At 73.5% G+C, this 11623-nt stretch carries 13 protein-coding genes; 5 read left to right on the forward strand and 8 right to left on the reverse strand.

Features of this window, described 5'->3' with window-relative positions:
- Positions 1-51 precede the first annotated feature (51 nt).
- From ABGB17_RS32505 to ABGB17_RS32520, 4 genes are all read right to left on the reverse strand, one after another.
- The gene (locus ABGB17_RS32505; RefSeq protein ID WP_347636986.1) at positions 52-819 is read right to left on the reverse strand and encodes an SDR family NAD(P)-dependent oxidoreductase; all 768 of its coding nucleotides are present in this window, start codon (positions 817-819) and stop codon (positions 52-54) included.
- Positions 816-1076, reverse strand: a complete 261-nt coding sequence (locus ABGB17_RS32510) for a hypothetical protein (protein ID WP_347636988.1) — start codon at positions 1074-1076, stop codon at positions 816-818. The genes ABGB17_RS32505 and ABGB17_RS32510 overlap by 4 nt, the downstream gene beginning before the upstream one ends.
- A 155-nt stretch (positions 1077-1231) precedes the next feature.
- Positions 1232-1879, reverse strand: coding sequence for a response regulator transcription factor (locus ABGB17_RS32515; RefSeq protein ID WP_347636990.1), 648 nt, complete (start codon positions 1877-1879; stop codon positions 1232-1234).
- The gene (locus tag ABGB17_RS32520) at positions 1876-3012 is read right to left on the reverse strand and encodes a histidine kinase (RefSeq protein ID WP_347636992.1); all 1137 of its coding nucleotides are present in this window, start codon (positions 3010-3012) and stop codon (positions 1876-1878) included. The genes ABGB17_RS32515 and ABGB17_RS32520 overlap by 4 nt, the downstream gene beginning before the upstream one ends.
- A 160-nt stretch (positions 3013-3172) precedes the next feature.
- Here ABGB17_RS32520 and ggt point away from each other — a divergent pair, with 160 nt between their 5' ends.
- Complete coding sequence (ggt, locus tag ABGB17_RS32525) at positions 3173-4984, forward strand: gamma-glutamyltransferase (protein ID WP_347636994.1); 1812 nt, start codon at positions 3173-3175, stop codon at positions 4982-4984.
- A 17-nt stretch (positions 4985-5001) separates the two neighbouring features.
- On the opposite strand, the gene ABGB17_RS32530 is transcribed toward ggt, so the two are convergent.
- A complete protein-coding gene (locus ABGB17_RS32530; RefSeq protein WP_347636996.1) occupies positions 5002-6441 on the reverse strand; it encodes an NAD(P)/FAD-dependent oxidoreductase in 1440 nt (479 codons plus the stop codon).
- A 181-nt stretch (positions 6442-6622) separates the two neighbouring features.
- Positions 6623-6793 carry a hypothetical protein gene (locus tag ABGB17_RS32535; RefSeq protein WP_347636998.1) on the reverse strand — a complete coding sequence of 57 codons (171 nt, stop codon included), beginning with the start codon at positions 6791-6793 and terminating at the stop codon, positions 6623-6625.
- A gap of 162 nt (positions 6794-6955) precedes the next feature.
- Here ABGB17_RS32535 and ABGB17_RS32540 point away from each other — a divergent pair, with 162 nt between their 5' ends.
- Together ABGB17_RS32540 and ABGB17_RS32545 are read left to right on the forward strand one after the other, a co-directional pair.
- Positions 6956-7831: an SURF1 family protein gene (locus ABGB17_RS32540; protein WP_347637000.1), complete on the forward strand. Its 876-nt coding sequence runs from the start codon at positions 6956-6958 to the stop codon at positions 7829-7831.
- A gap of 79 nt (positions 7832-7910) precedes the next feature.
- Entirely contained in the window at positions 7911-8222 is a 312-nt protein-coding gene (locus ABGB17_RS32545) for a DUF3817 domain-containing protein (RefSeq protein ID WP_347637002.1), read from the forward strand.
- A gap of 74 nt (positions 8223-8296) precedes the next feature.
- Here the strand turns inward: ABGB17_RS32545 and ABGB17_RS32550 are convergent, their stop codons facing one another.
- Together ABGB17_RS32550 and ABGB17_RS32555 are read right to left on the reverse strand one after the other, a co-directional pair.
- Positions 8297-8488 (reverse strand): hypothetical protein, encoded by a 192-nt coding sequence (locus tag ABGB17_RS32550; protein ID WP_347637004.1) that lies wholly within the window; start codon positions 8486-8488, stop codon positions 8297-8299.
- Between the two features lie 99 nt (positions 8489-8587).
- Positions 8588-9532, reverse strand: coding sequence for an LLM class F420-dependent oxidoreductase (locus tag ABGB17_RS32555; RefSeq protein ID WP_347637006.1), 945 nt, complete (start codon positions 9530-9532; stop codon positions 8588-8590).
- Between the two features lie 282 nt (positions 9533-9814).
- Between ABGB17_RS32555 and ABGB17_RS32560 the strand changes: the two genes are divergently transcribed.
- Together ABGB17_RS32560 and ABGB17_RS32565 are read left to right on the forward strand one after the other, a co-directional pair.
- Entirely contained in the window at positions 9815-10792 is a 978-nt protein-coding gene (locus ABGB17_RS32560; protein ID WP_347637008.1) for a helix-turn-helix domain-containing protein, read from the forward strand.
- A 218-nt stretch (positions 10793-11010) separates the two neighbouring features.
- A partial coding sequence (locus tag ABGB17_RS32565) for a cellulose-binding domain-containing protein (RefSeq protein WP_347637010.1) occupies positions 11011-11623 on the forward strand: 613 nt, incomplete at its 3' end.

Below are 11623 nucleotides of genomic sequence, written 5' to 3' on the forward strand. Positions count from 1 at the left end.
TAACCGGTTCAGGGTAGCGACAGGGGGTGACAGTTCCGGGATCGCCTGGGGTCAGGTCATGACGGTGCCGCCGGTGATGTCCAGGGTGATGCCGGTCAGCCAGGAGGAGGCGTCGGAGGCGAGATAGAGGGTCGCGGTGGCCACGTCCTCGGGGGTGCCCAGGCGGGCCAGGGGGTAGTGGGCGGTGAGGCGGTCGCGTAGGTCGCCGGTGATGTGCTGGGCGGTGCGGTCGGTGAGGATGGTGGCGGGGGAGACGCAGTTGATCCGGACGCCGTGGGGGGCGGCTTCGGCGGCGGCGTGGCGGGTGAGCATGATGACGCCGGCTTTGGCGGCGGCGTAGGGGGCGGGGGCGGGGGAGGGGGTGCGGGCGGCTGAGGAGGCCATGGTGACGATGGTTCCTCGGCGCCGGGACTTCATGCTGGGGAGGAAGGTTCTCAGGGTGAGGAACGTGGCGGTCAGGTTGGCGTCCACGCAGGAGTGCCACTCCTCTGGTGTCACGTCCTCGATGGGGGCCGGGCGGACGGTGCCGCCGCCGGCGAAGGCCACGAGGACGTCCACGGGGCCGAGGCCGGTCTCGCAGGCTCGGCGCATCTCGCTGAGGGCTTCCGGGTCGGTGACGTCCCCGGGGAGCGCGACCGCTTCCCCGCCGTCTTCGCCGATCTTCTTGACGGTCGCGTCCAGTGCCTTCGTGTCGCGGCCGTTGACGGCGACCGTCATGCCGGTCGCCGCGAGGGCACCGGCGACCACCGCGCCGATGCCCCGCGAACCGCCGGTCACCAGGGCCACTTTGCCCTGGAGGTCCGGGTAGAGCGGAATCACGTGGTGCCGCCCTTCAGCACCGAGATCCGCTGGAAGTACTCGTCGTCGCTCATCTCGCCCCGCGCGTACCGCTCGGCGAGGATCGCCTCGGCCGCCGCCGTGGGCGACCCGCTCTGCCTGGCCCACGCGAACGGGCCCTTGCCGTGCTTGCGTACCCGCAGCACGAGCACCACGAGCGTCCCCCAGAACAGTGCCCAGAACAGCGGGATGAGCGGCCAGAAGGCCCCAGCTCCCGCGCCCCAGTGCGGATAAGGCATCGTCGTCTCCTGTCTCGATGAGCCCGGCCGCGTACCGGCCGGACACCATCTACGGTCCTCCGGGGAGCGCGTCCTGCCATCGTCCCGGCGACCCGTTCCGCACTACGCTCGGCGCGGTCCTCCGGGGCGCCCGGAGTACTCCCGCGGCCGTACGGTCAGAGCCAGCCGGGCCTGACCAGCCCGGACTCGTAGGCGATGACGACGAGTTGTGCCCGGTCGCGGGCGGCGAGCTTGATCATGGCGCGGCTGACGTGGGTCTTGGCGGTCGCGGGTGCCATGAACAGGCGGGTGGCGATCTCGTCGTTGGTCAGCCCGGTGCCCACCAGGGCGAGCACCTCGCGTTCCCGGTCGGTGAGCTGCTCCAGGGCGGCGGTGCCGCGGGGTTCCTTGGCGCGGGTGGCGTACTCGGCGATGAGGCGCCGGGTGACGCTGGGGGACAGCAGGGCCTCGCCGGCGGCGACCACGCGGACGGCCTGGATGAGCTCGGCGGGTTCGGTGTCCTTCACCAGGAAGCCGCTGGCGCCGCCGCGCAGCGCCTCGAAGACGTACTCGTCCAGCTCGAAGGTCGTGAGGATGATGACGCGGACCCCGGACGGCATCTCGCGGGTCGCGGCGAGGCCGTCCACGCCGGGCATGCGGATGTCCATCAGCGCCACGTCGGGCTCGTGGACCTTGGCCAGGCGGACGGCCTCGGCGCCGTCGGAGGCCTCGGCGACCACGGTGATGCCCTCCTGGGCGTCCAGCAGGGCGCGGAAGCCCGCGCGGACGAGGGCCTGGTCGTCGGCCAGCAGTACCTTGATCACTCGATGTCCTCGGCGGGGATGGGGAGCCGGGCCTCCACGCGGAACCCGGCGGGCAGCGGGGCGGCGGTGAGGGTGCCGCCGAGGGCGGTGGCGCGGGCGCGCATGCCGGGCAGGCCGTTGCCGCCGCCCGCCCCGACGAGCGTGCCGGGCTCGGTGCGGCCGGTGTCGTCCACGCGGACGAGCAGCTCGCCGGGGCCGTACCCGAGCGTCACGGTGGCCCGCGCCCCGGGGGCGTGCTTGGTGACGTTGGTGAGGGACTCCTGCACGATGCGGTACGCCGCCCGGTCCACCCCCGGCGGCAGCGGCCGGGCCGGCCCCTCGACGCGCAGGGTGGCGGCGGGCATGCGTTCGACCAGCTCGCCGAGCTGGTCCACCCCGGCCGTGGGGGAGCGGGGCGCGTCGTCGCGCAGCACCCCGAGCACCGAGCGCATTTCGGTCAGCACGTCCTTGCTGGCCTGCTTGATCGTGGTGAGCGCGGTGCGCGCCTGCTCGGGATGCTCCTCGATCAGGTGCAGCGCGGTGGCCGCCTGCACGTGGATCAGCGAGATGTTGTGCCCGAGCACGTCGTGCAGCTCCTGCGCCATGGTGAGCCGCTCGTCGCTGGCCCGCCGCCTGGCCGCTTCCTCCTCGACCCGCCGGCGCTCGGCCAGCCGCTCGCGCCGGGCCCCGACGACCTCGGCGGCGGTGAGCACGACCAGCATGCAGGCGATGATGCTGGCGTGGTGCCACAGGTCACGCGGCATGGGCAGCACGAAGGTGATGTACGCCGCGAAGAACGCGTACATCGCGCCCATGGCGATCCAGGCGGCCCGCCGGTGCCCGGTGAGCACGGCGTTGAACACCGCCACGATCGGGCTGAGGAACGCCGGGCCGTACGGGTAGCCGCCCCAGATGTACAGGGCGGTGGCCGCGGCGGTCACCCAGAGCGTGAGCACCGGCCGGGAACGGCGCATGATCAGGGCCAGCGGGCCGATCAGCAGCAGCACCACCGCGATCTCGTCCAGCGGCAGCCGCCCGTCCGGGGCACCCGGCCGCACCTGCCCGTTCTCGGCCCCCATCGAGCCCCACAACTGCACCATGCCGATCGCGAACGGCATCAGGAAGTCGGAGCGGGGAGACCAGCGGGCACGCACTCTGAAACGGTACGCCTACCTCAGCGGGCGGGGCATCACCCGCCGGTGGCAGGCCCGGGTACGGCGGCGGGAGTACGCCGCCCCCGTCCGTCGAGCACCATTGACCTCTGTTGTGAAGCTGTGAGTCAATGCTCGTGCGATCTAGGAATGAGGTGCGCCCATGACCGTCCGCCGTCTCGCCCTCCCCATCGCCGGGGTCGTCGCGTCCGTCGGGCTGGTCGCCCCACCGGGGTACGCCGAGCCGGGGCCGGACGTCCTCAGCCACGCGCCGCAGGCCAAGGTGCCGGTCGCCGAGGGGTACGGCGGGGCCGTCGCCACGGTCGACCTGGACGCCAGCAAGGCGGCGCTCGGCGTCCTGAAGCAGGGCGGCAACGCGATGGACGCGGCCGTGGCGGGCGCCGCGGCGCTCGGCGTCACCGAGCCGTACTCGGCGGGCCTGGCGGGCGGCGGCTTCATCGTCTACTACGACGCGAGACGCGGCCGGGTGATCAGCATCGACGGCCGCGAGAAGGCGCCCGCGGCGATGACCGAGACCGCGTTCCAGGAGAACGGCGCAGCCATCCCGTTCGCCGACGCGGTGACCAGCGGCCTCTCGGTGGGTGTGCCGGGCAGCGTCGCCCAGTGGGAGACGGCGCTGAAGAAGTACGGCACCCTCTCGCTCAAGCAGGCGCTCAAGCCCGCCGCCGACCTCGCGGACCGGGGCTTCGTGGTCGACCAGACCTTCTACGACCAGACCCAGCAGAACGCCGCCCGGTTCGCCGACTTCACCTCCACCGCCGCGCTGTACCTGCCCGGTGGCGCCCCGCCCGCGGTCGGCTCGGTGTTCCGCAACCCCGACCTGGCCCGCACCTACCGCGAGCTGGGCAGACGTGGCTCCTCCTGGCTGTACGGCGGCGGGCTCGGCGCCGAGCTCGTGGCCACCGTCAAGAACCCGCCGGTGCGGCCCGGCAGCACCCGGGTGGTGCGCCCCGGCCTGATGACGACCGCCGACCTGCGGGCGTACGACGCGCTGGAGCGCACGCCGAGCAAGGTCCGGTACGGCCCGCTGGAGGTGTACGGCATGGCGCCGCCGTCCTCGGGCGGTTCCACCGTGGGGGAGGCGCTGAACATCCTGGAGGCGCTGCCCGAGGTGGGCCTGCACGAGTACCTGGAGGCGTCCCGCCTGGCCTTCGCCGACCGCAACAAGTACGTCGGCGACCCGGCATACGTGAACGTCCCGCTGCGGGAGCTGCTGTCGGACGGCTTCGCCAAGGAGCGCGCCTGCCTGATCGGCCCGATGGCGATGCCGAACCCGGCCGCGCCCGGCGTCCCCGACGGCGACTACCCCGGGTGCGAGGTGGACGGCGCCGCCCCGCCGGCCGGCGTCACCGCGGACCAGCCGGAGGGGCCGGAGACCACCCACCTGGTCGTCGCCGACCGCTGGGGCAACGTCGCGGCGTACAACATCACCATCGAGCAGACCGGCGGCAGCGGCATCGTGGTGCCGGGCCGGGGCGTGCTGCTGAACAACGAGCTGACCGACTTCACCTTCGGCCCCGCCCCCGGCGACCCGAACCTCCCGGCGCCCGGCAAGCGGCCCCGGTCCTCCATGGCGCCCACCATCGTGCTGAAGGGCGGCAAGCCGGCGCTCGCCGTCGGTTCCCCGGGCGGCGCCACCATCATCACGACGGTGCTGCAGATCCTCGTGAACCGGTACGAGTTCGGCATGTCGCTGCCCGAGGCGGTGGCGGCCCCGCGGGCCAGCCAGCGCAACGCCGCCGCGACGCAGGCCGAGCAGGCGTTCATCGACCGGTACGGTGCGGAGCTGACCGCACTCGGCCACACGTTCACGCTGGTGCCCGGCCCGCCGGCCGGCGAGATCGGCGCCGCCACGGGCCTGGAGTTCCTGCCGCACGGCCGTCTCCAGGCGGTCGCCGAGCCGTCCCGCCGCGGCGGGGGCAGCGCGCTGGTGGTGACCCCGGCACGCAGGTAGGCGCGTTCCGCCCCGGCTCAGCGCAGCAGCTCGTACGCCCGGGGTGAGGCGCGCCTGGTGCGGGCCCAGAACTCGAAGGTGAAGCCGGGCCAGGTGGCGCGGTTGACGCCGTCGTCGTCGAGGTACCAGCTCGTGCAGCCGCCCGCCGACCACACCCGGCGCCGCAGCCGCCGGTGCAGCCGCTCGTTGTACGTCCGCTGCGCCTCCGGCCGGACGTCCAGCGCCGCGGCTCCGGCCGTGGACAGCAGGCGCAGGCACGACATCACGTACCGCACCTGCGCCTCGATCATGAAGACGAGCGAGCTGTGGCCGAGGCCGGTGTTCGGGCCGAGCAGGAGGAACAGGTTGGGGAAGCCGCTGACCGTCGTGCCGAGGTAGGCCTCGGGGCCGTCCCGCCAGGCGTCCTGGAGCTTCAGGCCGTTCCTGCCCGTGACGCGCCACGCGCGGAACGCGTCGGCGACCTTGAAACCGGTGCCGTACACGATCACGTCCACCTCGCGCTCCCCGCCGGCGGCGTCGGCGATGGAACGCTCGCCGATGCGGGTGACGCGGTCGGTGACCAGCTCGACGTTGTCCCTCAGCAGCGCCGGGTAGTAGTCGCCGGACAGCAGGAAACGCTTGCAGCCGAAGGTGTAACGCGGCGTCAGCTTGGCACGCAGCGCCGGGTCGGGCACCTGGGCGGCGAGGTGCCGTTCCGCGACGGCCTGGAAGGCCCGAGTCAGGCGAGGGTGGAGGGCGAAGCCGGCGGCGCGGCCCTCCAGGTACCAGTAGATCGCGGCCCGCAGCGCCGCCGGGGAACGCCGCACGCCGCCGGGCAGCGGCAGGTGCGGCCTCGGGATGATCCAGGCGGGCGTGCGCTGGTAGACGTACAGGCGCTCCACCCGCGGGGCGATCTCCGGCACGAACTGCGTGGCCGAGGCGCCGGTGCCGATCACCGCGACCCGCTTGCCGGCCAGTTCGACGGAGTGGTCCCAGCGTGCCGAGTGGAACGACGGCCCGGCGAACGTCTCCCGCCCCGGGATGCCGGGCTCGGCGGGCACGTGCAGCGCGCCGACGGCCGAGACGACCGCGCGCGTGGTGAACGTGCCCCGGGAGGTGGTGACCCGCCAGCGGGCGGACGCGTCGTCGTACTCCAGGGCGAGCACCTCGGTGCCGTACCGCAGGTGGGGCGACAGGTCGTACTTGCGGGCGCATTCTCGCAGGTAGGCCCAGATCTCGGCCTGCGGGGCGAACAGGCGGGACCAGCGGTGGCCCGGCTCGAACGAGAAGGAGTACAGGGGGGAGGGGACGTCGCAGGCGCAGCCGGGGTAGGTGTTGTCCCGCCAGGTGCCGCCGAGGTCGTCCGCCTTCTCCAGGACGACGAAGTCGTGGTACCCGGCCTTCTTCAGCATGATCGCCATGCACAGACCGGCGAAACCGGATCCGATGATCGTGATCCCGGGAGCCGCCGGTGTCATCGGGTCTCCTTCCGCGCAGAACTCCGCTCCACCCAGGTATTGGAGGCCCGGTCCAATGTAATCCGCGCCCCGGTCCCGGTCCAGCCCACGGCGAAAGCGCCGACGGCGGTGCCGGCGGCGCGCGGGACGACTGTCTGATCGATGGGCGGGCGGACCCTCCGCGGAAGGCCCGGGACGCGGGTCAGCGCAGCAGCAGGAAGACGACCACGGCGACGACGATGACGGCGGCGGCGACCACGAGCGCGGGCACCAGGAAGGAGCGCTGCGGCGCGGCGGCCTCGGGCTCCTGGCGCTGTGCGAAGGCCTTGAACTGCTGGGTGTTCCCGGCAGGATCAATCTGAGGTTCGGACATGGGATGACTTTAGCCACTTCAGAGGCCAGATGAGGCCCTTTATGCCAGTTAGGCCTCACGGCTTCGCACTGGTGATCGACAAGCCCCGGCACCGGCCTGGATCACCGGGCCCGCGCCGACCGCGGCGGCCGGACCGCCGGGTGCGGCGGATACCGTGGGTGCATGCTCCGCACGCTGTTCTCGCCCCGTCTCGTGGGCCTCCACCTGGTGACGATCGGCGTGCTCGTCGCCTTCATGTTCCTCGGCCGGTGGCAGCTCGGCGTGTGGGAGGACTCGGGACGGCCCCGCGCCGCCACCGACCCCGCACCGGTGGCGCTGACCGCCCTCACCGGCTCCGGCTCCGGCATGCAGGCCTCCTCCATCGGGCGGCGCGTCACGGTGACCGGCACCTTCGAGGCCGCGGGCCAGCTCCTCGTGGCCGAGCGGGTGCCCGACGTGGAGGTCGGCGGCGGCACCTCCCCCGACGCGGGCTTCTGGCTGCTGACCCCGATGCGGCTGGCGGACGGCAGCGTCATCCCGGTCGTGCGCGGCTGGGTGCCGTCCGCGGCCGACCCGGCGGCCGCCGTGCCGTCCGGCGAACTGACCGTGACCGGGCGGCTCCAGCCCAACGAGCCCACCGACTTCAGCAGGCGCCGCGGCGTCCCCCAGCCCGGCCAGGTGGCGACCGTCTCCACCGCCGTGCTGGTCAACGTCTGGCACGGCGACCGGGTCAGGGACGGCTTCGTGGTCGCCACGGCCGAGGTCCCCGGCGCCCCGCCGGCCCGGCTGGTCGCGGTGCCGCCGCCCACCGTGGCGGGCGGCTTCACCTGGCGCAACCTCGCCTACGCCGCCCAGTGGTGGATCTTCGCGGCCTTCGCCGTCTTCATGTGGTTCCACTTCGTCCGCGACACCCTGCGCGCCGGCCGCGCCGGCGCGGCACCGGAGGAGGACGGCCCGGACGGGACCTCGCCGGCCGTCCCGCTCCCGCAAGGGCAGGAGAGCCAGGGCGAGGCCGCCGCCGCGGGGGACCGCGTGCTCGGCACCACCCCGCAGGCCTGACCGGCGCCCCCCGGCGGGACCACGCCCCCGCCGGGATATCGTGTGGTGACCGTCCCGCGACCGAGGTAGATGATCGTCAGTGGAGTCCGCCCTCAAGCCCTTCCGGGTGCTGGCTTATGTCGTCGGCTGCATGCTGCTGGCCCTGGTGGCCGCGATGGTGGTGAAGTACGGCTTCGGCAACGCCACCCTGGTCGCCCTGGTGGGCCCGGTGCACGGGTTCGTCTACGCCGTGTACCTGCTTGCGGCGCTCAACCTCGGCCTCAAGGCCCGCTGGTCGTGGCCGTACACCCTCGGGGTGCTGCTCGCGGGCACCGTGCCGTTCCTGTCGTTCGTCATCGAGCGCAAGGTGACCCAGCGGGTGCGCGAGCGCCTCGCCCCCGCCGCTGCCTGAGGCCCGGCCACCTTTGAGAAACGCGACCGGACGCCGGGACGGTCGTGAAGCCGGCCCGGCGCGGTCGATGTCGGTTATTTCCCGATCTGGCGGCGCCGGACGCGGCGCAGCCGGGCACGCTGGGACTCGTCCAGCATGAAGTAGGCCACCACCGGGCCCGCCAGCACGCCGATCACGATCAGCCAGGCGACCAGGGAGGGCAGGATCAGCAGGGCGAGGACGGAGACGACTCCCGCGCCCACGTAGTACTTGGCGAGTGGCGACATTGCCGGGCCTTTCTCTTCGCCGGGAGGGGGCGGTCCCCCAACGCCTATTCTGCGTCGCCACGTCAACGCGTGGCGTGCCCGGCGAAGTTCCGGGGCGGCTCAGCCGGCCAGGGCCTTCAAGGTGGCCTCCCCGCACGGGTCGCTGTCGGTGCTGACCGGGACGAGCGCCACCTCGTCCACCCCGGCCTCGGCGTAGGCGTCCAGCCGGTCCATGATCTCCACGGAGTCGCCGAGCAGCGCCACCGACGCGAGCAGCGCCTCGGGGATCGCCCCGGCCAGCGCGTCCGGCGCCGGCCCGGCCGCGGCGTACGCCACCACGTCCGCGAATCCCGCCTCGGTGAACATCTCCCGGTACCCCGGCGCGGTGAGGAACGGCGCCACGGCCCGCCGGAGCTGCCCGAGCGCCGCCTCGTCGGGGTCCACCGCGGCCGTCACCCAGGCGGCGGCCCGGGTCGTGCGGCTGAGCAGCCGCAGGTCGGTGATGATCCGCGCGGCCAGCCCTGGGGTGAGCAGGTTGAGCACCATGCGGTCGGCCTCCGCCGCCACACGCACGGCCTCCGGCCCGAACGCCGCGACGGTCAGCTCCGAGCGTGGCGCGGGCAGCCGCAGCCGGAACCCGCGGCTCGCGACCCGGGTGCCGGCGTACCCCGACGCCTGCCCGGCCAGCAGGGGCCGCAGGGCCTCGGCCGACTCGCGCAGCGCCGTCACCGCGCCGGCGTGCGACCGGCCGTGCCAGTCCTCGACGACCAGCGGCCAGGACGCGCCGAGCGCGACGCCCACCCGCCGTCCGGTCAGCTCGGCCACCGAGGCGGCGCCCATGGCGATCGTCACGGGGTCGCGCACGCCCACCGCGAGGGGGCCGGCGGTGAGGGTGATCTGCGAGGTGCGCAGGCCGATCGCGGTGGCCAGCGCGAAGGCGTCGTAGGTGTCTCTCTCGCCGACCCACACTTCTGGGTATCCGTGCTGGTCGGCGATCTGCGCGGTGCGCACCGCCTCTTCAGGCGGGCGGTCCCGCCACTGACCGAGGGCGACGCTGAGCCTCATGCGTGATGCTCCTGCCGTGGCACGGGGAAGCCGACGTCCAGGCGCCTGACCGCCGGAACGGCGGTGGTTCCGTCGTCCCTGGAAAGCTACGGAAAAGGAAGTCAGACCGTCAACGGGCCGGGACGGCGCTCGGAACCGGTGCGCCGTCCAGACCTGTTTCCGGTAAAAGCCCGAAACCCCGGGACAGACGTTATGCGTCATCCGGCACGGTGAGTGATCGGTCCAGGTCATCAAGGGCGATGTGCGGGAAATGGGGCTAGAGTGGTCGCGGTGGAGACAAAGATGTTTCCGGTCCTGTCGGGAAGGCCGCGGCAGGACACCGCGCCGCCCGCCGCGCACCCGTCCGGGCCCGCCATCAGCGCCATCGGGCAGGCACTCGGCATCCTCGGAGACCGGTGGGTGCTGCTCATCCTGCAACGCGCCTTCCTGCTGCAGGTCCGCACCTTCGCGGGGTGGCGCGACGAGCTCGGGATCTCCGAGTCCGTGCTGGCCGCCCGGCTCAAGGAGCTGGTCACGCACGGCATCTTCACGCCGGTGGCCTACCGCGACGGGCGCACGCGGTACGAGTACCGGCTGACCGACGCCGGGCTGCGCCTGTGGCGCTACCTGGTGGCCATCTACAGCTGGGAGCACGGCTGGGCCCGCCGGCAGGGCGTGGTGACCCTGATCCACGACCGCTGCGGGCACGGCACCCGGCCGTACCTCACCTGTGGCGGGTGCCGCGACCGCATGAGCGCCCGGGACACCCGCACCGAGCGGGGCCCGTTGTTGTCGTTCGCCCGGGTCGGCGTGCCGCGGCACCACCGCCGCACCGCCACACCGGTGCGGCTGCCCGCGGGGCGCCTCGGGAGCTGCCCCGCCTCGATGGAGATCCTCGGCGACCGCTGGAGCACGACGGTGCTGGCGGCGGCGTTCCTCGGGGTGAAGCGGTTCGTCGACTTCCAGACCGAGCTCGGCATCGCCCCGTCGGTGCTCACCGACCGGCTGCGGCGGTTCTGCGAGCTCGGGGTGCTGGAGGCCGGGGTCACCCGAGTGTACCGGCTCACCGACAAGGGCCTGGCGTTCTTCGACGTGCTGGCGCTGCTCACCGACTGGGCGCAGCGCGAGCTGCCCGCGCCGGACGGGTCGGCGCTGGTCATCACCCACCAGTCGTGCGGCACGCCGCTGCGGCCCGTGCTGCGCTGCGACGTCTGCGACGGGGAGCTGGAGCGCCACGGGCTGTCTGTCGAGGCGCCTGTGCCAGGCCCGGCCGGGTCCTGACGGCGGGCGTGGGACGTCCCATGGAGGCGACCGCCGTCCCTGCGGGCCCAGGTGAAAGATTCAGCCGGTGAACCGCGGTTTTACGGCGTGAATGACCGGTGTGGCCGCGGGCTTGTTGACATTCGAGCGGGCCGCGGAGAACCATCGGCGGGCGAGCGGAGAAGAGCGGTCCCGGATCGGTGCGTGGGAGCGCTCCCATAGAGAAAGCGAGCATTCCCATGAGCGCTCCCACAGCCGGCCCCACGCCTCCTTCGCCGCACGTCCGACGCCCCCGGGGGCTGCCGCTGCGGCGCCGCGCGCTCGGCGGCGCCACCCCGGCCCGCGTGGTCCCCGTGCACGCCGCGATGCGCGAGCGGCCCGCCCTGCTGTGGGGGGCGCTCTTCGCCCTGATGGTCACGGTGCTGGCCCTGCTGATCCCGATCGGCGCCTCGGCCGCCGTCCCCGACGTGTGCCGGGTCGAGTGGCGGAACAACCAGTGGGGCGGCGGCTTCACCGCGTCGGTCAAGGTCACCAACCTCGGGCCGGCCGTCACGAGCTGGCAGCTCGGGTGGACCTGGCCGGGCGACCAGCGGGTCACCTCCGGGTGGAACGCCACGGTGACCCAGAGCGGCACGTCCGTGCGGGCGGCCAGCCTCGCGTACAACGGGTCGCTGGCGACGGGGGCCTCGACCGAGTTCGGCTTCCAGGGCACCTGGTCGGCGTCCAACACGCTGCCCACGGTCTTCACCCTGAACGGCGTCTCCTGTGACGGCGGCCCGGCCACCCCGACGCCGACCCCCTCGGTCACCCCGACCCCCTCGGTCACCCCGACGCCGACCCCCACCCCCACCC

Origin of the sequence: Sphaerisporangium sp. B11E5 (genome assembly GCF_039871875.1) — a bacterium.
GTDB lineage: Bacteria > Actinomycetota > Actinomycetes > Streptosporangiales > Streptosporangiaceae > Sphaerisporangium.

Bases quoted from the DNA above. Each gene is read 5' to 3' on its own strand.
- ggt (WP_347636994.1), top strand. From the start codon at position 3,173: ATGACCGTCCGCCGTCTCGCCCTCCCCATCGCCGGGGTCGTCGCGTCC.
- ABGB17_RS32530 (WP_347636996.1), bottom strand. From the start codon at position 6,441: ATGACACCGGCGGCTCCCGGGATCACGATCATCGGATCCGGTTTCGCC.
- ABGB17_RS32560 (WP_347637008.1), top strand. From the start codon at position 9,815: ATGTTTCCGGTCCTGTCGGGAAGGCCGCGGCAGGACACCGCGCCGCCC.
- ABGB17_RS32555 (WP_347637006.1), bottom strand. From the start codon at position 9,532: ATGAGGCTCAGCGTCGCCCTCGGTCAGTGGCGGGACCGCCCGCCTGAA.
- ABGB17_RS32535 (WP_347636998.1), bottom strand. From the start codon at position 6,793: ATGTCCGAACCTCAGATTGATCCTGCCGGGAACACCCAGCAGTTCAAG.
- ABGB17_RS32510 (WP_347636988.1), bottom strand. From the start codon at position 1,076: ATGCCTTATCCGCACTGGGGCGCGGGAGCTGGGGCCTTCTGGCCGCTC.
- ABGB17_RS32540 (WP_347637000.1), top strand. From the start codon at position 6,956: ATGCTCCGCACGCTGTTCTCGCCCCGTCTCGTGGGCCTCCACCTGGTG.
- ABGB17_RS32550 (WP_347637004.1), bottom strand. From the start codon at position 8,488: ATGTCGCCACTCGCCAAGTACTACGTGGGCGCGGGAGTCGTCTCCGTC.